This is a genomic window from Oceanobacter kriegii DSM 6294 (assembly GCF_000422845.1).
GTDB classification, from domain to species: domain Bacteria; phylum Pseudomonadota; class Gammaproteobacteria; order Pseudomonadales; family Oceanobacteraceae; genus Oceanobacter; species Oceanobacter kriegii.
The window spans coordinates 457,642-478,881 of record NZ_KE383931.1 but is presented as its reverse complement, the minus strand read 5'-3'; the positions used below and the strand labels follow the sequence as shown (position 1 = coordinate 478,881).

Annotated in this window: 16 protein-coding genes and 2 riboswitches; of the genes, 8 read left to right on the top strand and 8 right to left on the bottom strand. The window is 55.3% G+C overall.

Going from position 1 to position 21,240, the window contains the following annotated elements:
• Positions 1-82: 82 nt before the first annotated feature.
• Positions 83-2,104: a sensor domain-containing diguanylate cyclase gene (locus tag G516_RS22850; RefSeq protein ID WP_051219491.1), complete on the top strand. Its 2,022-nt coding sequence runs from the start codon at positions 83-85 to the stop codon at positions 2,102-2,104.
• A 43-nt stretch (positions 2,105-2,147) separates the two neighbouring features.
• On the opposite strand, the gene G516_RS0115430 is transcribed toward G516_RS22850, so the two are convergent.
• Entirely contained in the window at positions 2,148-2,897 is a 750-nt protein-coding gene (locus G516_RS0115430) for an enoyl-CoA hydratase/isomerase family protein (protein ID WP_028294395.1), read from the bottom strand.
• 328 nt (positions 2,898-3,225) lie between these two features.
• Here G516_RS0115430 and G516_RS0115425 point away from each other — a divergent pair, with 328 nt between their 5' ends.
• From G516_RS0115425 to G516_RS0115410, 4 genes are all read left to right on the top strand, one after another.
• Positions 3,226-3,957 (top strand): hypothetical protein, encoded by a 732-nt coding sequence (locus G516_RS0115425; protein ID WP_028294394.1) that lies wholly within the window; start codon positions 3,226-3,228, stop codon positions 3,955-3,957.
• Complete coding sequence (locus tag G516_RS0115420) at positions 3,954-4,970, top strand: DUF6976 family protein (RefSeq protein ID WP_084645105.1); 1,017 nt, start codon at positions 3,954-3,956, stop codon at positions 4,968-4,970. The genes G516_RS0115425 and G516_RS0115420 overlap by 4 nt, the downstream gene beginning before the upstream one ends.
• A gap of 408 nt (positions 4,971-5,378) precedes the next feature.
• Positions 5,379-6,386, top strand: coding sequence for an acyltransferase family protein (locus tag G516_RS0115415; RefSeq protein ID WP_028294392.1), 1,008 nt, complete (start codon positions 5,379-5,381; stop codon positions 6,384-6,386).
• Between the two features lie 172 nt (positions 6,387-6,558).
• On the top strand, positions 6,559-7,182 hold the full coding sequence (locus G516_RS0115410; protein WP_211225128.1) for a phosphoadenosine phosphosulfate reductase domain-containing protein: 624 nt from the start codon (positions 6,559-6,561) through the stop codon (positions 7,180-7,182).
• A 133-nt stretch (positions 7,183-7,315) separates the two neighbouring features.
• Here G516_RS0115410 and uca read toward each other — a convergent pair whose 3' ends face one another.
• The 5 genes from uca to G516_RS0115385 all read right to left on the bottom strand — a co-directional run bounded on the left by uca (position 7,316) and on the right by G516_RS0115385 (position 15,470).
• Positions 7,316-10,939 carry an urea carboxylase gene (gene uca, locus G516_RS0115405; protein WP_028294390.1) on the bottom strand — a complete coding sequence of 1,208 codons (3,624 nt, stop codon included), beginning with the start codon at positions 10,937-10,939 and terminating at the stop codon, positions 7,316-7,318.
• A gap of 1,400 nt (positions 10,940-12,339) precedes the next feature.
• Positions 12,340-12,978 (bottom strand): urea amidolyase associated protein UAAP2, encoded by a 639-nt coding sequence (locus G516_RS0115400; protein ID WP_028294389.1) that lies wholly within the window; start codon positions 12,976-12,978, stop codon positions 12,340-12,342.
• Between the two features lie 18 nt (positions 12,979-12,996).
• Positions 12,997-13,737, bottom strand: coding sequence for an urea amidolyase associated protein UAAP1 (locus tag G516_RS0115395; RefSeq protein WP_028294388.1), 741 nt, complete (start codon positions 13,735-13,737; stop codon positions 12,997-12,999).
• Between the two features lie 25 nt (positions 13,738-13,762).
• Positions 13,763-14,602, bottom strand: coding sequence for an ABC transporter ATP-binding protein (locus G516_RS22845; protein ID WP_051219490.1), 840 nt, complete (start codon positions 14,600-14,602; stop codon positions 13,763-13,765).
• A 58-nt stretch (positions 14,603-14,660) separates the two neighbouring features.
• Positions 14,661-15,470 (bottom strand): ABC transporter permease, encoded by an 810-nt coding sequence (locus G516_RS0115385; RefSeq protein WP_028294387.1) that lies wholly within the window; start codon positions 15,468-15,470, stop codon positions 14,661-14,663.
• Between the two features lie 106 nt (positions 15,471-15,576).
• A riboswitch (guanidine-I (ykkC/yxkD leader) is annotated at positions 15,577-15,724 on the bottom strand.
• 401 nt (positions 15,725-16,125) lie between these two features.
• On the opposite strand from G516_RS0115385, the gene G516_RS0115380 reads away from it, so the two are divergent.
• Positions 16,126-17,085, top strand: a complete 960-nt coding sequence (locus G516_RS0115380; protein ID WP_028294386.1) for a DMT family transporter — start codon at positions 16,126-16,128, stop codon at positions 17,083-17,085.
• A gap of 117 nt (positions 17,086-17,202) precedes the next feature.
• Here G516_RS0115380 and G516_RS0115375 read toward each other — a convergent pair whose 3' ends face one another.
• Together G516_RS0115375 and G516_RS0115370 are read right to left on the bottom strand one after the other, a co-directional pair.
• On the bottom strand, positions 17,203-18,264 hold the full coding sequence (locus G516_RS0115375) for a putative urea ABC transporter substrate-binding protein (RefSeq protein WP_028294385.1): 1,062 nt from the start codon (positions 18,262-18,264) through the stop codon (positions 17,203-17,205).
• A gap of 73 nt (positions 18,265-18,337) precedes the next feature.
• Positions 18,338-18,448: riboswitch (guanidine-I (ykkC/yxkD leader) on the bottom strand.
• A 471-nt stretch (positions 18,449-18,919) separates the two neighbouring features.
• Complete coding sequence (locus G516_RS0115370) at positions 18,920-19,786, bottom strand: LysR family transcriptional regulator (protein WP_028294384.1); 867 nt, start codon at positions 19,784-19,786, stop codon at positions 18,920-18,922.
• A gap of 176 nt (positions 19,787-19,962) precedes the next feature.
• On the opposite strand from G516_RS0115370, the gene G516_RS22840 reads away from it, so the two are divergent.
• Together G516_RS22840 and G516_RS0115360 are read left to right on the top strand one after the other, a co-directional pair.
• Positions 19,963-20,424 (top strand): YbaN family protein, encoded by a 462-nt coding sequence (locus G516_RS22840; protein WP_245582680.1) that lies wholly within the window; start codon positions 19,963-19,965, stop codon positions 20,422-20,424.
• Between the two features lie 88 nt (positions 20,425-20,512).
• Positions 20,513-21,190, top strand: a complete 678-nt coding sequence (locus tag G516_RS0115360; protein WP_169449547.1) for a phosphatase PAP2 family protein — start codon at positions 20,513-20,515, stop codon at positions 21,188-21,190.
• Positions 21,191-21,240 lie beyond the last annotated feature (50 nt).

Below are 21,240 nucleotides of genomic sequence, written 5' to 3'. Positions count from 1 at the left end.
GCCCACGTTTTCCATGTTCAGGTCTATCCAGCTCCAGAGTCTGTTGTACCGGGGATTTCTGAGTAGTGCTCTGATACCGTTGTTGGTTATTGAGCTTTGTCTGTTGCTGATGTACTTCGGCGCCAACCGGTTTATTTTTGATGCTTACCAAAACAGTTTGCTGGATGAAGCCTTGCAGGGCATCAATCAGGCCGCTGAATTGGAAGCCGACAGCTTTAATCAGCGATTACGCGCGGTTGATCAACTGGCCGCGGTGATGGCTGTTTCTCACGAAGCATTTTTTGCCTCTCTGCCTGCACCGACGGCTACCGCTGCAACGTCAACCAGTACGTCTGGCATGGCCGGATGCAGCCGACCAATGCCTGACGGTTTTCTGCAGCAACACGCCAACGGCGCCTGGTTCACACCAGTTGATAACGGCGGCGCGTCGGTTTACTACGCCAGTCATACCCCCATGACGGTAGCAACGCTGGCCAAAGCCTGGTGCAGTGAATCTCTGGATGTACAACTGAAAGCCATGGTCGAGCACAACGATCTGGTGACCCAGGCCTATCTGAACACCCGGGATGATATGAACCGTATTTATCCCTTTATGGCCGATGCGGCGGGTCAGTATGGGCCCGACTTGCACATGCAGGATTACAACTTTTATTACCTGGCGGATGCAGAACATAACCCCCAACGTCAGCCAGTGTGGACCGGCGTGTATCTGGACCCGGCAGGGCAGGGCTGGATGGCTTCCGTGGTTGCGCCTGTGTATCAGGGAGACCGGCTGGAAGGCGTCAGTGGTTTGGATATCACCATCGATTCGTTCGTCAGCAACGTCTTGCAAGGGGAGCATCGCTGGAACGGCGGACGCTTTCTGGTCGATGCCGAAGGCATGATTCTGGCGATGCCGCCGGAAATTGAGTCGTTATTACAGCTGCAAGAACTGAAGTCCCACGTTTATCAGTCCGCCATCGATGGCACGGTCGAAAAGCCCGAAGCGTTCAATTTGCTGAAAAGCGGCGATGCAGAAGTGCGCCTGCGCATGGGAGAGTTGTTGGCCAGTCCCGAGCGTGAGGGCAATCTTGATAATCTGGTGCTGGATTCCCGCCAGTACTTGTTGAATGCCCAGTTGGTGGAAGAAACCGGCTGGCGCTTGATCACAGTGGTCGATCGTCAGGCGTTGTTGGCACCGATGGCCCATTTGAAAGACATCAGCCAGCGGGCGGGCTTTATTGCCATTGTGCTGATGGCGGTGTTTTACCTGTTGTTCTTCCTCTATCTGGAATGGAAATCCCGTCGCTTGGCGGAGCAGGTATCCCAGCCGATGAAGAAGTTGTCGCAGTGGAGTCAGTCGTTGGGGGCCAACCCGGACAACGAACGTTTTGAATCGGTGGGTATTGCTGAAATCGACCAGCTATACCTCGATGTCAATCGCATGAGCAGTCATCTGGAAGAGAAAACCCGCTTGCTGGTCGATTCGCAAATGCGTGAGCAAATTACCCGCCGGGAAACCGAACAGCTGGAAGAAATGGCAGCTACAGATCGACTGAGTGGACTCTACAATCGTCACAAGCTCGATCAGTTGCTGCTGCTTGAGTCCGAGCGAGCAATGCGCTCTGGGGATACCTTCTGTGTGATCCTGATGGACATCGATCACTTCAAGACGATCAACGACAACTTCGGCCACACTACCGGTGATCATGCCATTGTTGAAACGGCGCTGTTCCTGCAACAGTCGGTGCGCAAGGTCGACTACGTTGGTCGTTGGGGTGGAGAAGAGTTCATGATCCTATGCCCCATGACCGAACTGGCGGGTGGCTTATTGCTGGCCGAGAGCTTGAGGTCGGCCATTGCCGGGCAGCAATTCACCGAGGTCGGTCAGTTGACCGCCAGCTTTGGCGTTGCCAGCTGGGATCATAAGGAAAGCATCAAAACGCTGATTCAACGTGCGGATGAAGGCTTATATGCCGCCAAGGATGCTGGCCGTAATCACGTAGGCTGTACCCAGGAGATTGCTCTTGAGTCAGAGGCTGGTATTTCTTCTGATTTAGGATTGGACGATTCATCCGGTACCGGGCCGAGTTCAGGCCGGGTAAGAATGCGAACGCCGGGCTGATCTGAGCCCGGCTTTATAACGTACTGCGTGTTTCTGTAGCCGTTTATTTTCGGCTTAAGGCCGCGCGCATGCGCATCTGGGTTTCCTGCGTTTGCAGCAAATCAGCGAACAAGCGCATTTCCCGATCGACCGCTTCATCTACGCGTTGTACATGGCCTTCAGCGCGAGACAGTTGCTTGATGGCTCGGATGGAACCCTGTGAGTTTTTGCACAGCGCCGCCGCTGTGTTCAGCGCCGCAGCCAGTGCCTCACCGTCATCAGTGACGGCATTCAACAGTCCCCATCCCAACGCTTCTTCGGCGCTAAAGAAGCGGCCGGTGTAGAGCAGGTCGGCTGCGGCTTTGGGGCCGATGGCCTCACTCAGCATAACGGAGCAAGCACCTTCCGAGGTAACCCCAATTTTGGCAAATGGCAGGGCATAGCGGGTCGATTTTCCTGCGTAAGCCAAATCGGCATGCAGCAATAGGTTGGCACCAATGCCTACGGCCACCCCTTCCTGAGCAACGATCAAGGGTTTGGTCAGTGCCGCGAGGGTATGGAAAATACCGGCAACGCCCTCTTTGACAGCGTGCAGATCGCCGCCGGGCAGCAGGTCGCTAAGGTCATTACCGGCAGAGAAAGCGCGCTCGGAACCGGTCAATACAATCACCATGACGTTGTCGTCAGAGTCTGCTTGCTGCAATGCGCCGATCAGATCGGTGTAGGTTTGAACCCGAATGGCATTCAGAACTTCCGGGCGGTTCAACTCCAGCAATGCAATGCCGTTGTCCTGGCTGTAGCGCACATCCGTCATGGTGACTCTCCAATAGATGAAAATATTTTTATTGTCTGTGTAATTTAATTCACAAGTATTTTGCATCAGCGAGCCAGTGGCAGCAAGCTCAGCGAGCCGTCATTGGCCTTTCAATTCATTCGGTTAGCGGCCTCTGTGTTGCCGTTTGTTACTCTTTTGTCGTGCTTTTGTTCTGGAAGGTAACTACTACTTGGGTACTGCTTTCACTGCGCCTAAAGCAGTTATGGGTCACTGCCACTGGTGCCATATCCAATCCTGCTGATCGGCATAGCATGAATATCTCTATCCCTACCCCCGCAATCGCCCCAACAATAACAAGAGGTTGCCGATGAACTACGAAGCCGTTGAACAACTCATGGGCGTTACAGCGCCATGGATCATCCACGATATCCGCATTAACGAAACCTACCAGCGTGTTGAAGTGCACATCGGCCAGGCCCGCAGTGGCTGGTTTGGTGCCCGTCGCGCGGTGCAGAATTTTCGCGGACATCACAAAATCTGGCGTCATGTGAACCTGGGTGCGCTGCGTTGTACCGTGCGGGTTGATTACCCGGAAGGTGGCGTACTACCAGACCTGCCGTGGGCCGGGGACGACAATTCCGGCTTTACCCATGCCATGGGGCAACGGATATTCCGCATGTTGTCGGAAGGTATTTCGTTGGGGGTGATTGGCCGCTTGCTGGATCTGGATGCCGATAAACTGTGGCAGTTCAAGCGTGGACTGGATACCGGTCGACTGGGTGCTGGCTTTGAAAAAATGCTGCCACCGGCCGTCGAGAGCGTTGAATCTGCGGAGCCGGTTGCTGAGCTTGTGGTGGAGGAAGATGCTCTGCCAGAGGCCAGTGCCACCATTTGGCATGAGCTGTTGAAGGGCGACAAGGACCTCGAAATGCGCAATCTGGGGTTGCGCCTGATGCTGATGAAGTTGCGCCAGCAATACTCCAGTGCCAAAGACGACGACGTGCGTTTGTTGAAAGCCCAACAGCTGCGTCTGTACTTCGAGAAAAACAAGGGTTCGACCCTGCACGAAGTTGAACAGATTCGGGGGGCGCTGCAATGAGTATGACGTCCACAGGTGATCGTATTTCGGCCATAAACGGCCAATTGATGAGCATTGCCGAGGCCAGCCAACTGATTTTGGCCGGCGCCGGAGTGTCGGTAGCCGGGGATGAAGAAGCCCTCAAGCAGCTGCCGAAAGGGCTATGGATTGGCGGCACCATTCCCTATTTCATGACCGACGAAGGCGGCGTGTGCCGTCGTGATCAGGTGTTTGTTAACCCGCTGCCATCTGCCAGTGGCGATCCGGGCTTGTGCACCTACGATGTGGGCAGTATTCACTCATTGTGTCTGGATGCACCGACCAATGGTTTCACCGTACTGATTGTTCCGGCCTTTTCGGAGATTCATCAAACCTTTGCCCACGATGCCCCGGAATTCGATGGCATGTACATGCAGCCCTTGGTGGGCTGGGTAGCCGGTGCGCATCTTGATGATCTGGGCAGTCGAACGCCAAAAACCGTGTTCGGCCCAACCGGCGAATTTCTGGAAGATCAGGCAGTGGCCATGCACGTGGCACTGGATATGGACAAGGCCGCCAGCATCGAGACCGTTAACCTGTTTTCGCCAGGGGCAGGCCCGGCGCTGCGATTCCGGGAGTCCGGTTTTGTGGTGACGGAGGTCGAAGTGGATGGCAAGTTGACCAACTTTGCCCACTACCTGAAAGAAATGCAGATCGATACCCGCTTGCCGCTGGTGGCGGACTACTGCGGCGCGTTCATTAACGTCAGTGTGCAGGAAGTGGATGTGGAGCAGGGCTTGGTGAAGCTCTACGCGCCGGTGTTTCCGGAGCTGGAATACCGCATTGCTGGGTCGATTCCGCCCTATGCCGAGGCCATTAAAAACGCCATACCGGATGACTCGCTGGAAACAGCGTTCTGCTGCAACTGCATTCTGAACTACCTCTACGGTGAGCTGGAGGGCCAGAAAACCGGCCGTATGGTCGGCCCCATGACCTTCGGTGAAATTGCCTATCAGTTGGTGAACCAGACGATGGTGTACCTGCGGATAGACTGATTGGTGTGATTATTCCATCCGGGTAACAACTGTTGTCCGGTTGGAACCCGCATTCTGCGCTTGCCTGTAAGTTGGATAACGCCAGGGACCCTCTGAAAAACTCTGCACAGCTCTGCGCGTGTCCTGCAGGTTGTCAGAACAAGGCGGCGAATGCAGCGGAATGGTTGGCCCTTTCCAAATTCGCCAACACCGTTCTGGCAGGCTGCAGGCCGCGCCCTACGGGGATGGCAGGGCATCGCTGACTCTGTGTCGCTGATTTTTGACTTGACCCGTCAGGCCTGCAAATCAGCTTCGTGATTCAGCTTCTCCCTGTCATCCAGAGCGGGCACCGAGTTTTTCAGAGGGTCCCTAGTCTCTGCTACTGTTTCCATTCCAACTTTTTATATTTAGAAAGGGGCAACGTCAGTTATGCAATCAGGCTCCCGGCTTTTGGCGCTGGATGTTCTGCGCGGCATCGCAGCAGTGGTTGTGATGCTGCACCACTATCTTTACCACTTTGACGAAATCTATGGCCATCCCCAGTGGGATGTGGGCTGGGCTGACATCGGTCGCTACGGTGTAGAGTTGTTCTTTATGCTGAGTGGCTTCGTAATCTTCTGGAGTTTGCAGCGAACCGAACAGCCGCTCGACTTTGTTGTGTCGCGTTTTTCGCGTTTATTTCCGGCTTATTGGGCGGCCATTGCCCTGACGTTCGTGACGGTTTCGCTGGTGGGATTACCGGGCCGGGAAGTGAGCGGCACGGAAGCACTCTGGAACCTCAGCATGGCGCATCAATATCTGGATGTGCCTCATGTCGATGGCGTCTACTGGACGCTGGTGCTGGAGCTGACCTTCTATTTCTGGATTTTTCTGGCCTGGCTGGCCAATAACCTGCGCCACATTGAATGGTTGTTTGCTGCGGTGATTGGCGTATCGGTCTTGCACCACAGCGGTGTGTTTGCATTGGATGATGATCTGCGCAGGGCCTTTCTGCTGACCTACTTGCCATTCTTCCTGATCGGTATGTGCGTTTATAACCTCTATTCAGGTCGCGGTGCGGCATGGCAGCAGTGGGGGGTGGTGGGATATTCGCTGCTGGCGTCGGCGGTGATTTTCAGCCCGGCGCTGGCGTTGCTGTTTACGGGTTTTGCAGCGCTGCTGTATCTGGCGGTGAGTGGGCGTTTGGCATTTCTGGTAACGCCGCCGTTGCTGTGGCTGGGGGGAATATCCTACGCTCTGTATCTGATTCATCAGAACATCGGCTACATCATTATTCGCCACTTTTATGCCGAGGGCTGGCAGCCAGCATTGGGTGTTGCCGTGGCGGTACTGGTGTCGTTGCTGTTGGCCAGCCTGATGGCGGTGTGGGTAGAGCGCCCGGCAATGGCATGGATTCGAAGCCGGTGGCGAAGCGCCCAGCGCTTGTCGCTGGGCTAATGCTTATAACTATTTCAATGGTTCTAGCAGCAAATTGATATCAGTAGGGTTTGGGTGCCCGTTGATTTCAGCTTCAGCGACCCCATTCTTATGCTAGTATCCAAATCAACATATAAAACAGAATCGTCTAAACTTTTGGTTATATGTTAAGACGATTCCAATCTAGGTGATAATGATGACGTCGATTGCACAAGCGAATCAGGAATTGGGCAATGCCAGTCCACTGGAAATCATTGAATTCGCACTCAGCCAGTCCAACAAGCCACTGACTTCTACCAACTTCGGCCCGTACGAAGCGGTGATCCTGCACATGGTGACCCAGGTTAAGCCAGACATGCAGATTATCTGGGCTGATTCCGGTTACAACACCCGTGATACCTACCTGGTGGCCAAGCAGTTGATCGAACGCTTGAACCTGAACATCGAGGTGTACACCCCGAAAATCACCGCGGCCCGTTGGGATCACGCTTTCGGTGGTATTCCGGATATCGACGATGAGCGTCACGATGCGTTCACTCACGCGTTCAAGCTGGAGCCCTTCACCCGCGCCATGGCTGAACAGCAGCCGGATGCCTGGTTTACTGCCGTTCGTAGTGAGCAGACTGAATTCCGTCAGAACCTGGAAGTGTTCGGCGAAGGCCCTAACGGTGCCCTGAAAGTTGCTCCTCTGCTGCACTGGAAAGAAGCCGATATGCAGGCGTACCTGGAAAAGCACGATCTGCCAAACGTGAAGAAATACTTCGATCCAACCAAAGCCCGCGATAACCGCGAGTGTGGTTTGCACACCAAGCTGTAATGTCTGTTTCTCAACAGAAATAGAGCTTAAACAAAAAGCCCCGATCAATTTGCATTGATCGGGGCTTTTTGTTTGGACGAGGGTATTGGCGGGAGGGTGGTTTGGCTGCAAGCAGCCGAGGGGCGAAAGAGGATTAATCCTCTTTCAGTACCACCAACAAGCTGCCTGGGGCGACGCCCTGACCGGCTTGTTTCACCACCTCAACCACAGTACCGGCCTGATGGCTGGCGACTTCGATTTCCATTTTCATGGACTCCAGGATCAGCAGCGGCTGGTTGGCATCGACCTTGTCGCCTGGCTTGACCAGACACTGCCAGACGTTACCGGCCACATGGCTTTCCACCGTGAACTCACCGTCTTCCAGCACACGTTCCTCTTCCTGCTCGGTGTCGGCAGGTTCGCTGTCGTAATTGAAGCGGCCAGTACGTTTCCAGTCTTCCAGCTCTTCCTGGAAGGCTTTCTGACGTTCCACCTGGAACTCATTGATACCTGACGCCTGTTCGGCCAAAAACGCTTCGTATTCGGCCAGATTGAAGCGGGTTTCTTCAATCTTGATCGGGTACTGGCCATGCGGGAACTGTTGGCGAATCTCAGTCAGTTCGTCGTGGCTTACTTCGTAGAACCGTACCTGATCAAAGAAGCGCAGCAGCCATGGTTGGGTGAACTCCTTGGTTTGCTTGTAGCGGTTCCACTGTTGCAGGGTACGGCCCACAAACTGATAACCACCCGGGCCTTCCATGCCGTAAATACACATGTAGGCGCCGCCAATACCAACAGAGTTTTCTGCCGTCCAGGTACGGGCCGGGTTGTACTTGGTGGTCACCAGGCGGTGGCGTGGATCGACAGGCGTGGCGACGGGTGCGCCCAGATACACGTCGCCCAGACCCATCACCAGATAGCTGGCGTTGAAGACGATGTCTTTGACGTCCTGAATGGAATCCAGACCATTGATACGACGGATAAACTCGATGTTGTCCGGGCACCATGGGGCATCAGCACGCACCGACTGCATGTACTTCTCGGCTGCAAGGCGGCAAACCTCATCGTCCCAGCTCAGCGGCAGGTGAACGATGCGGGACGGCACTTCAGCACCTTCCAGGTCACCGAGCTGATCTTCCGCAGCTTGCAGCAGCTCCAGCAGCTTGGCTTGTGGCAGTACCGTGGAATCGTAATGCAATTGCAGTGAGCGAATGCCCGGCGTCAGTTCCTGCAAACCGTCAATGTGCTGGCTCTGCAGGAATTGCATCAGGGCGTGTACGCGGAAACGCAGGCGGATATCCAGTTGCAGCGGGCCGTATTCAACCAGCAGGTAACGGTCACCGGACGGGCGATAGACAACGCCGGTCGGGTGATCGTCGGTGCTGATTTCGGCAATGATTGGCGAGGCCGGACGAACTTCTTCTACGGCAACGTCGGCGTTGGATGTCAGCGCTTTCAGGTTGCTGGCTTGTTGTTCAAACAACTCAACCGCGGTCTGCTGGGAAACCGGCACAAAGCGCACTTTGTCGCCTGCCTTCAGCTGGCCCAGCTTCCACAGGTCGGCGGTGATCACCGTGGCCGGGCATACAAAGCCACCCAGACTTGGGCCATCCGGGCCCAGAACCACGGGCATATCGCCAGTGAAGTCGATGGTGCCGATGGCGTAGGCGTTGTCGTGAATGTTGGACGGGTGCAGGCCAGCCTCGCCGCCGTCGGTACGGGCCCATTCGGGTTTCGGGCCGATAAGACGCACGCCGGTACGGCTGGAGTTGTAGTGAATTTCGTAGGCGGTTTCGAACAGGGTGTCGATGTCGGCTTCGGTGAAGAATTCCGGCGCACCGTGTGGGCCATAGATCACTCGCAGTTGCCATTCGTTGCTGATGTCTGGCAGCAGGGCATTGCTATCGGCAATGTTGGTAGCGGGCTTGCTGGCCAGTACATGCAGGACATCGCCCGGCAGCAGTGAGCGGCCATTGTGGCCACCGAATTGACCCAGAGTGAACGTGGATTTGGAACCGAGGTAATCCGGCACTTGCAAGCCGCCGTCAATCAGCAAGTAAGCACGCGCACCGGCACCGGACACTGAACCGGTATCCAGCACATCGCCATGTTGAACTTCAATGGCCTGCCAGAATTCAACGCTGTTTACTTCGCCATTGGCGCGCGTCAGTTTGGCGTTGGTGGTGGCACCGGCCAACAGCACACGAGTGGCACTGTTGAATTTCAGTACCGGACCTTTCAAAGTGATTTCCAGGCCCGCTTCTTCAGCCTTGTTGCCCAGCAAACGGTTGCCCAGCTCAAACGAGTAGCTGTCAAACGGGCCGGATGGCGGTACTCCAATGTCCCAGTAGCCAACACGGGCAGGCAAGTCTTGCACGGTGGTTTGGGTGCCCGCAGCAATCACCTGAATGGTGTTGGGCTGGTGGCTGAGGGTTTTCAGCAGCTGGGTGTAGACATCGCCTTTGGCCACGCGTTGGTCGGCCAGAATGTCCAGCAGGTAAGCGCGGTTGGTTTCGATACCGTACAGCTGTGAGCCCGCCAGCGCATCGGACAGACCGGTGATGGCTTGCTCGCGGTTGTCGGCGGTGACAATCACCTTGGCGACCATCGGGTCGAACAGGGCTGGAATGGTGGTGCCGGATTCTACCCAGGTGTCGATGCGCAAACGGCCGTTAGACGCTTGCTCTGGCCATTCCACACGGCTCAGCAGGCCTGCGGATGGCTGGAAGTCCAGTGCCGGGTCTTCGGCGTAAACACGGGCCTGAATGGAGTGACCTTTGGATTCGAAGGCGGCGTCCAGTGGCAACGAGTCTTTCCCGGCCTGAACACCCGGTAGACGTACCATCCACTCAACCAGGTCGACGCCGTACACTTCTTCGGTCACACCGTGTTCAACCTGTAAGCGAGTATTCACTTCAAGGAAGTAGAATTCGCCAGTGCTGGCATCAAAAATAAACTCAACGGTACCGGCACTCTGGTAGCTGACGGCAGCGGTCAGACGCTCGGCGGTGGCTTGCAGTTGGGCGCGTTGTTCGTTGCTGAGTCCCGGTGCCGGGGTTTCTTCCAGAACCTTCTGGTTACGGCGCTGCAGTGAGCAATCGCGTTCGCCCAGTGTGATTACTTTGCCGTTGCCATCACCAAATACCTGTACTTCGATGTGGCGGGCTTTCTCGACGAATTTTTCCAGAAACACGCCGTCGTTAGCGAAGTTATTGGCGCTCAGGCGCTTAACGCTGTCCCAGGCGGATGTCAGTTCGTCGGCGCTGTAACACAACTGCATGCCAATACCGCCACCACCTGCGGTGCTTTTCAGCATGACCGGGTACTTGATGCCCTCGGCGGCCTCCAGAGCGGCATTAAGGTCAGTCAGCAGCTCGGTGCCTGGCAGCAGCGGGACATGATTGGCTTCGGCCAGAGCGCGAGCGCTGTGCTTGAGGCCAAAGGCGTTCATGTGCTCGGCACGGGGGCCCAGGAAAAACACACCGGCTTCGGCGCAGGCGTTAGCGAAATCCGGGTTTTCACTCAGAAAGCCGTAACCCGGGTGGATGGCTTCGGCACCGCTTTGTTTGGCGACTTCCAGCAGACGTTGCTGATTCAGATAGGTGTTGGCCACAGAACCTTCGCCGAGGCTGTAGGCTTCATCGGCTTCCTGAACATGACGGGAATGAAGGTCTTGCTGGTGGTAAACGGCCACAGAGCCGATGCCCATTTTCTTCAGGGTACGGATGATACGGCAGGCAATGGCGCCACGGTTGGCAATAAGAACTTTGGTCAGCATGAGCGATCAGGCTCCGTTCAGGTGGCAGGTCGTCCTGCCTGTAATTCTGTGACCACCGGGTCGTCCCGCTGGTTTTTGTTCGGTGGCGGGGCAGGGGGCTGCTCCGCTTTTCATTTGGGGTTGATGTATTACGCCTTCGGCTAATGCATCCTACGGGGGTGACTCCGCTTTTTAATATGCTGGGGCTTGTCTTCTTTGGGGGCCTTGCCCCCACGCCAGACGGGCAAGCCCCCGCTTTGCGCTACCGGTTCGCTGATCCGATATCGCCAACATCTCGCAACGGGCCCGCCTTCACTGGACATCCATGTCCAGAGTCGGCTCTCCCGGCATCCATGCCGGTCGGTCGTGCTCGATGTGGCTCTATCGGGTGAACCTTGATGCGCGGGATGGAACCGCGCATCGGCTTTTCAATTCTTCTCGATGTATTACGCCTTCGGCTAATACATCCTACGGGTGTGACTCCGCTTTTTAGCTTGCGACGTTGGAATGCCTCTTGGGAGGTCTTACCTCCCGCCGGCTGGCATCCCACCGCCTTGCGCTACCGGTCCGCTGATCCGATATCACCAACATCTCGCAACGGGCCCGCCTTCACTGGACATCCATGTCCAGAGTCGGCTCTCCCGGCATCCATGCCGGTCGGCCCTGCTCGATGTGGCTCTATCGGGCGAACCTTGATGCGCGGGATGAAACCGCGCATCGACTCTTCAAATTTCGCTTTGTAGGTTGGGCCACGCCCAATACAGCAAGGTCCTTTTAAAAAGCTGCCTTGCGTCTTCACACCCCGCGCCTTGAGGTTCGCCGGTTTTTACCAGCAAGCGCAGGTCGCCGACACATGGATGTGTCGGCAGGCCAGTTGAGGCATGGATGCCGAATCTGGCCGTGGCCGTTGCGCTTGCGCAGTTAAAACCGATACAGCGAACCGGTAGCGCAAGGCGGGGATGCCCGTCCGGCCCGGGGGAAGTCCCCGAAGAGGACAACCCTGTTGCCGATTAAAAAGCCGATTCAACGAACCTTTATGAGCGGAATGAAGCCACGCATCGGTTTTTCATATTTCGCTTTGTAGGTTGGGCCACGCCCAACACAGCAAGGTCCTTTTAAAAAGCTGCCTTGCGTCTTCACACCCTGCGCCTTGAGGTTCGCCGGTTTTTACCAGCAAACGCAGGTCGCCGACACATGGATGTGTCGGCAGGCCAGTTGAGGCATGGATGCCGAATCTGGCCGTGGCCGTTGCGCTTGCGCAGTTAAAACCGATATAGCGAACCGGTAGCGCAAAGCGGTGGGTGGCCCTGCCGGCGGGAGGTAAGACCTCCCAAGAGGCAATTGGCAAATCCAGGTTAAAAAGCTAATGCAAGCTTGGGATGGGCGGGGCCCATCCTACGATTAACCTGGAATAGCAGGTTTTATTCCCAAACCAGCACTTCAATCGGTGTTGGGTTGTAGCCGTTACACGGGTTGTTCAACTGCGGGCAGTTGGAAATCAACACCAGTGTATTCATCTTCGCTTTCATCTCAACGTATTTACCGGCTCCGGAAATACCGTCTTCAAACGTCAAACCACCTTCTTTGGTGATGGGCACGTTCATAAAGAAGTTGATGTTGTGGGTGATGTCGGCTTTTTCGAGTCCGTATTGTTCGTTCTCGTTGATGGCCAGCATCCAGCTGTCGCGACAGGCGTGCATGCATTTCTTCTCAAGCGAGTAACGCACAGTGTTGGATTCGGTGGCGCAGGCGCCGCCGAGGGTGTCGTGACGACCACAGGTGTCGGCGACGATTTCCAACAACGGGTTGTTTTCATTGGTGCGCAGTACCGAACCGGCGGTCAGGTAGACGTTGCCTTGTTCGCGGATGGTGTCCATGGCGCTGTAGCGTTCGGTGACGTCATCGGCGTTGTAGAACAGGGTGTCGGCAGCCTGGTTGCCTTCGAGGTCGAGGATACGGAAGGTCTGACCGGCTTCAATACGGTGCAGGAAGTAGTCGCCGGCATCCACGGTTTGACGGAAAATGGCGTCTTCTGGGCGCAATGTGCTTTCTTTGATCATCGGGTTTGCTCCTCAGCGTCAGTCCATAAAGGTGTACAGGTGAGTGTTCTGGAAACCGCGTTGGTTTTCAGGGCACAGGTTTTTGCAGTAGTCGTCTTCGGCTACCGGCGCGGCTTTGGCCAGAGCGTACTGAACCGGCTTGCGTGGGTATTCGTCGAAGCCGGTGGCAGGAGACGCCAGCGGGTGCGGACAGCTGTGGAAAATCACCAGGGTGTCCATTTCAAAGCGCAGGGTGATGGAGTCACCGGCTTTGCCTGCAGGCTCGTAGCTCATGTTGCCTTCGTCGTCGGTGAACACCTTGCTGAACAGGTTCAGGTTGGCAGCCATATCGCGGCGAGTGAGGCCGTATTTGGCGAACTCGACCATAAAACTGTCGTAGCCGTTAAGAGTCCAGTCGTTCAGGCCCTGTTGGTAGCTAACACGTGGCCAGCGTTGTTCCAGCATGGTTTTGTTCATGTTGCCGCAGACGGTGTCGTGCCAGCCGCAGTCATCCTCGACGATGGAGGCCATCACGCGGCCCATATCGGAGTACAGGCAATGGCCTTTGGTCAGTTTGAAGGTGTGCTGGGCCTTGAGGCTGTCCGGGGCGTTGTACTTTTCTTTCAGGTCGTACGGGTTAAACATCAGCAGACCCAGATTGGCACCGCCCTCAACGTCCGTAAGGGTCAGCAGGGTGCCTTTTTTGACGCGCATGGACCAGTGGGCCCCACCGCGCAGGGTGTCTGTGTATACGGTTTCACCGAGTTGGTATTCACTCATCTTTCTTGCTCCTGTGAATGTCGGCTCAGGACACCAGTTGTTCATCCTGGTGACGCGAAGTCAGGTTTACGTCGTGACGAATATCGTCGTGTAAATTTTTGCTGGTTACGCCAATCGGCAGGTCGTAGGTAATGGTGGCGCCCCAGGCGTGTGGGTGAGTGGGGTCGTTACGCACCTTGTCGAATACCCACAAGCGGGTGCCCAGATAAAACCCTTCGGTGATGTCGTGGGTAACCATGAAAATGGTGGTGCCGGTTTCTTCCCACAGCTCCAGAATCAGCTGGTGCATATCGGCACGAATGCCCGGGTCGAGTGCGCCAAACGGTTCGTCCAGTAGCAGCACCTTGGGCTTTTTGATCAGTGCTTGGGCAATTGCAAGGCGCTGCTGCATGCCACCGGACAGCTCATGCGGGTATTTGTGCATGGCGTGGTCTAGGCCGACTTTTTCCAGCAAGGTGGCGGCTTCTTCCAGCGCGGCTTTGCGTGCCGCACCAAACAGCTTGCCGAACAGTCGTCCAGTCAGGCTGGTAGATTCCAGTTCGAGGCCCAGAATGACGTTTTCCAAAACGTTCAAATGCGGGAAGACGGAGTATTTCTGGAACACAATGCCACGATTGACGTCGGGCTCTTCTGAAATCGGCTGGCCTTCCATCAGGCATACGCCGCGGGTGGCCTGCTCCTGGCCCGACAGCATTTTCAGAAACGTCGATTTGCCGCAGCCGGAGGCGCCAACCATGGTGATAAATTCACCTTTCTTCACCTGGGTGTTGATGTTTTCCAGCACCACGCTATCGCCATAGCGTTTGCCAACACGTTTGAACTCAAGAAAATGTGGCGGCTTTTCGGTTACGAGTCTGACAGTCATAAGGAGATCCTTGGTTTCCGTTCGTTTGCCTTATCCAGCGGATGTCATGGTGGTGCGGTTATTTCTGGTACCAGGGGAATACCCGGCGATTGATCTGGCGCAGCAGTTGGTCTGCACAGATCGCCAACACCGTGATCCAGGCCACGTAGGGCAGGATGGTGTCCATCGCCATGTAACGACGAACGAGGAAAATTCGATAGCCAAGGCCTTCGTTGGCGGCAATGGCTTCGGCTGCAATCAGGAACAGCCAGGCAGCACCCATCGACAAGCGCACAGCATCAATCAGTCGCGGCATCATCTGAGGCAATACCATGCGAGTCATCAGCTGCCAGCTGTTGGCGCCGAGGGTTTGGGCCTTGATCCATTGCTCTTCAGGCAGCTCCTGCACTCGTTGCTGCAGGTCGCGGATCAGGAAAGGGGTAATGCCGATGATAATCAGCACCACCTTGGACAGTTCACCAAGGCCAAACACGATAAACAGCACGGGCAGCATGGCCATCGGCGGCACCATGGCAATGGCTGTGGTGAAGGGGGAGAGCTTGGCGCGTACCAGCGGGAAACTGCCCTGGGCCAAACCGAACAGCAGTGCAATCAAAGCACTGATGCCGACGCCCATTGCCATGCGTTCAAGCGAGGCGAAGGTGTCGCCCCAGAAAATGATGTCACCGGTGCGGCGGCTTTCTTCGGTGGTTAACCGCAGAAGGGTTTCGCCCATGGTGGAAAAAGCCGGTAGCAGCTTGTCTTTGGGGTTTTCTTGCAGCCGCAGGTCGGATGCGACCAGATAAATCAATATCACGGCGATGAACGGCAAGGCGCCCAGAATCAGCGTTTGTAGCTTGGTGGGTTGCAGGTTGACCAGCTTGCGCATTGCGCATCTCCTGATGTCGGGTTTACGGTACGAAACAACGGGATGTTCCAAAAGAACGTCCGGCAAAATCTAACACCCGTTGTACAGTGGTGGTCAGATTCTGCAAGTCTCCCGGGCTTTTGTCCCGCCGTGTAACCCCCGCATCAGGCTTTGATCAAGATTTGACGTCAAAGCGAGAAGTGGCAAGGTCGGCTGCTCTCGGACCAGACGTAAACTATCTAACGATTGTTACCGGAACCCTAGCTGCCTATTCGATGAGATGTCGGTATCCCATTGCATCTTGCATACAAGATCGTATGCGATGAGTGTGCCAGTTTGGTTTTACCGGAAGGAATAGTGTGGTCAAGGCGCTGCCAGCGGTTTTGTGGAGGGTGTCCCATTTTCCGAAATTGAGAATTGCCCTCAACTGGGGCGTTGTTGATGTTTTTGTTCTTTTGTGGTGCAAATCTGGTCCGGAAATGCATCCTTCCCCGTTGTGCTTGGAATGGCGTGGCCAAAGGTGCGCTGCTTTGAGGCCTTTCTATGCATTGGAATCGGAGTTGATGGCCCCGAATTGTCTTTGCTGACCGTGAATACACTATTTCAGAGTGCTGGCTGATTGGCGGCACTTTTCTTGAATTGCAGCTTGTATACAAGTCTTGTTGGAATCTATGCCGTGAATGCTCTCTCCCGTTTTTCCCCTAACCCTGCTGTGGTGCTGTTGTTTGCCTCGATCTTGTGGGGCAGTGCCTGGATTCCCCTCAATGCCATTCAGTCAATGGGGTTGCAGCATAGCCAGCTGCTGCTGGTGGCGTATTGGGTTGGCTCGCTGCTGACGCTGTTGCTGGCTGTGCGGTCGTGGCAGCGTTGCTGTGAGGATGTGCTGGCCAATCGCAAGGAGTTTGTGGGGATCTTGCTGTTTGGTGGGGTGGCCAATGTCAGCTTTTCGATTGCCCTGATGGAGGGCAATGTGGTTCGGGTGATGGTGCTGTTTTACCTGTTACCTGTCTGGAGCACCTTGTTGGGCAAATGGTGGTTGCAGGAATCCATCAATCTGGTGAAAACCCTGATGATTGCGATGGCGCTGGTTGGGGTGGCCATGGTGGCGGGGCTGCGTCCTGATAACCTGGATGTGTTTATGGCAACACCGTGGGGGCTTGCCGATACACTTGGTCTGGTTGCCGGTTTTACCTACGCGGCGAACAACGTGCTGTTCCGTAAGACCGAGCAGGCCCAGCTGGTAGCCAAGGTGGGCGTTATGCTACTGGGCTCGGCGTTGTCACTGACCCTGGTGGTCGCGCTGGGATTGGGAGGCGAAGGCGGTGGTGCCCATGGTGCTGTTGCGGTGGCTCAGGACGTGGCTACGGCGGTGCCTGTATGGGCGTGGTTGGCCGCTGTTTTGTATGGCTGCACTTGGCTGATGTTGATGTCGTTTGGCTCTCAGTGGGGCGTCAGCAAGCTGCCTGCCAGTCGTTCGGCACTGATCATTATCATGGAGTTGGTGACGGCTGTGCTGTCGGCGGAACTGCTGGGTGAAAGTGCACTGGATATGGCCGGTTGGCTGGGGTGTGGTTTGATTCTGGCGGCCTCGATACTGGATGGTCGCAGTGAGACGCAACCGTCGCTGGCCACCTGATAGATATGGCCTGAGCTCTGTTGCAACGTAGCGGATCGAGTGGATGCAAAAAGCCCGGCACATGGCCGGGCTTTTGTTTGGCTATTTGAAACCAGAGGGCCTGGCGTTCGGGCAGACTTACAGTTTGCCTTCAGCAGCCATCTTCATGTACTTGTCGGTAAAGCGCAGCTGGATGTTATCCATGTCGCCGTTGACTTTACCGTTCGGGAAAGCAACGCCGATGAAGTCTGCGTCTGGAGCGCCGTCACCCAGCAGGCCGTGCTGGAAAGAGAACTCGGAAACGTACTTCATGGTGGCTGGCAGTTCTTTGCTGTTTACGAAGCTGGCGGCATCGGCAGGCTTGTAGAACATCTTGGTCGCAGCCAGCTGAGCGTCATAACCGGCCAAGTCGGTACCGGATGCTTCGGCCATCATGGCACGGGCTTCTTTACCAGCCTTGTCGTTCCTGGACATGATGCTCATGGTTTCGTACCAGGCACCTACCAGGGCTTTGGCGAATTTGGGATTGTTGGCCAGCACTTCGCTGTTGATCATGGTGGCGTCGATAATTTCGCCAGGAATCTTGCTGGAGTCAAACACCTTGTTGGCGTTTGGCATGGTCATGATTTCGCTTACCAATGGGTTCCAGGTAACCACGGCTTCTACGTCGTCGGTGCCGTAGGCAGCGACCATGTCGGCATCAGAGGTGTTGATAACAGATACGTCTTTTTCTGCCATGCCAACGCTGTCCAGACCACGGGCCAGCAGGTAGTGGGAAACAGACAGCTCAACCAGGTTAACCGGCTTGCCTTTCAGGTCGGCAATGGAGTTGCCTTCTTTCAGGATGATGGCGTCGTTACCGTTGGAGAAGTCGCCAACGATCAGGGCAGTGGTGTCTACGCCGCTGGCCGCAGGAATGGTCAGGGCATCCATGTTGGTCATCACGCAAGCGTCGAATTCGCCGGCGGTGTATTGGTTGATGGATTCAACATAGTCATTGATTTGTACAACTTCGATTTCGATGTCGTACTTGTCGGCCCACTTCTTGACGATGCCTGCCTTGTCGGCGTAATCCCACGGCATCCAGCCTACATAAATAGACCACGCAAGACGGAAGCTGTCCTGGGCATTGGCGTTGAATGGCAGCAGAGCGGCCAAGGTGACCAGACTGGCTAGCACCAGGCGATTCAGGCGTAACATGGTAGTTCCTCATTTTTGGTTATCGTTGCGGCAGAAGGTCTTCGGATGCAGCGAAAATCCATGCTGTTCCTGGGCCTCCCGGGCTTTTGTCCCGCCGTGTAACCTGACGCTAAGCGTCTGAGGTCGATCGCTCTCGGACCAGTCGCTTCAGTGTGTCGAAGCCGGAACCCTAGCCATCTATTTCCAAATTGTCAGGACGTCCTGTCCCGTATCCTGAGATCTCCTGCGACGCTTACATAAAGCAAGGTGCATACCACTATTGTGTAATTTACCAAAAGCCCGTCTTGAGTGCGTTGCCAAATCGCCAGTGTGAATTGGTTCACATTTGCATCTAAAATGAAATTTATAAATTGCACTTTAATGGTGCGGCTGTGGGGCTTGTGTTTTCTAATGGTGCAATTATGACTGTTTGAATTAACCGTTCACGCGTTAGAATAAATGCTGTACAGGGCTATTTTGGCGTTATTTGTCTATCTGTGTCCTAAAATGGTCTATCGCTTTTGGAATGGAGTGTTCAAAAAACAAACTTATGCACTATATTGGTGCGCAGGGGTTGGCTGAAAATCCCTGAAGTGAGTCCTCTTTCTGCCGTCAGCACGATCTATCCGATGCCCTACAGTTAAATAGGCGGTTAGAGAGACAGGCAGAAAGACGGTTACAGAGACTTTCTTAACAAGGACGCCAGATAACGGGTTGCCGGGCCTGAGCTGCCCTCAGCGGCTTCTACCAGATACAGGTCTTCGTAACGTGCACTGTCGTCTTTCATGGGCAGTGGCATCAGGGTGCCGTTGTCGAGGTCGGCCTGAATCCAGTTCATGGGCAGCCAGGCGTAGCCCAGACCACGACGCACAATGTTAAGGCTGGTGTTGGTATGGGATACCGTCCAGCGTTGGTGGGCGCCCAGCCAGCCAGAATCCCTGCGTTGCTTGCTGCCGTCCCGCATAACGATCTGGCGGTACTCCATCAGGTCTTCCAGTTTCAGATCCTGACGGGATTGCAGCGGGTGGTCGGGGCTGCTGACAGGGATAAACTGCTCGCGGTAAATCTGTTTGCCTTTCAGTCCGGCTGGCATGATTGGGGTCACCAGCAGGTCCAGCTCACCATTTTCGAGCATGTCGTTGCCGCCGTTCATAACAAATTCGGTCAGTTCTACCCGGGTGTTGGGAAACTGCTCTGAGAAGTCGGCCAGCAGACAGAACAGATGGTCGTAAGGGAAAATCATATCCAGCGCCAGATGGATCACAGGTTCAACGCCCTGGCGCAATACATCCGCGGCCTTATCGAGGTTTTCAGCCTGCTCCAACAGCTGGTTGGCCCGTTGCAGCATGACCTTGCCTTGTTCGGTGAGGACCGCCTTGCGACCCTCCACTTCCAGCAGGGTAATGCCCAGCTGTTCCTGCAGTTTGTGCACGCCATAACTGATGGTGGACTGGCTTTTGAATATTGCTTCGGCTGCCTGGGCATAACCGCCATGTTCAACAACTGCCTTGAACATGCGCCATTGTTCGAGTGTGGTTTTCATACGATCTCCGGAACGATGCCCAATCTTACCGAATTTATGCCGTGTTTTAAGCGATGAAGGTATACTTGGAGCTTCTGAAGAACTCTGCACGGTTTTGTTTGGGCAACACTGATGGCCAGCAGGCGCGCCCCAAAAGGGCAGCAGGGTAAAGTTGAATGCCTGGAATGGAGTGGGCTGTGGAACAAGGTCCGTCCGCAACAACGGAACCGGTTGAGTTCAAGCCGGTTAGAAATCCCGTCATCCGATATCTGTTGATGGCGGTTGGTTGGCTCTGTGTGGCGTTGGGAACCGCGGGCATTTTTCTGCCGGTATTGCCGACCACGCCATTCTTGCTGCTGGCGGCTGCCTGCTTTGTGCGCTGCTCGCCGAAATTCTACTATTGGCTGGTGGGACATCCGCGGTTGGGCAAATACCTGCTGTATTACCTCAATGGCAAGGGCATGCCATTCAAAGCCAAAATATACACGCTGCTGTTGATGTGGACGTCGTTAATGCTGACGGCGTTTGTGATTCTGGATTCTCCGGCCCCCAGGGTGGTATTCCCGCTGATTGGTTTGGGCGTCAGCATTTATATCCTGCGCTTGCCAACACTGAAGTTATCGGCCGATACGGCCAAGAGCTCGGATACTGAACTTTGACGAAATTCGTGCGTCTTTGGCGGGTTATTCTGGCCACAAGCAGGGCATAGTCGGTATTCTCTGCGGCGAATTTTTCGGGAGAAGTGTTGTGTCTTTGCTCAAGCGTCATCTGGACATTGTTGTATTTGCGCTATTGGTTGCGGTGTTTCTGTTGTGGCCGCAACTGGATTTGACAGTGAGTGGTTGGTTTTACGACCCTGCGACTGCTGCATGGCCGCTGAAAGACCAGCCGGTCGTGGTGGCCATTTACGGTATCTTTCGCTACATCCCCTATCTGTTGGTGCCGATGCTGCTTGCGGCAACGGTCCTGTCTTATCTGAAACATGGCTTGCCTGCGACGCAGCGCAAGGTGTGGCTATTTTTGTTGATCAGCCTGCTGGCTGGCCCCGGTATTCTGGTGCATTCTGTGTTCAAGGAAGGATTTGAACGGCCACGCCCACGGCAGGTGCAGGAGTTTGGCGGCAGCAGTGGTTTTACGCCGGCGTTTGTTGTGTCGGATTCGTGCCAGCGTAGCTGTAAATCGTTTGTCAGTGGTCACTCTGCGATGGGCTTCTGGCTGATGGCGCTGGCCTGGTGGACTCGCCGAAAGGCCTGGTTCTGGGCGGGTCTTGGGTTGGGGGTGGTGGTCAGTGCTGGTCGTATCGTCCAGGGGGGGCATTTCCTCAGTGATACGATTTTTGCCGGGTTTGTCTGTTATTTCGTTTATCGATTATTGAGCTGGTGGCTGTTGGGGCATAGCCGGATAACACCTTGCTCAGATAAATGAGGGTCCGCAGCGGATAGCTGTCTCAGGCTCCGCTACGGCCTCTGGCTTTC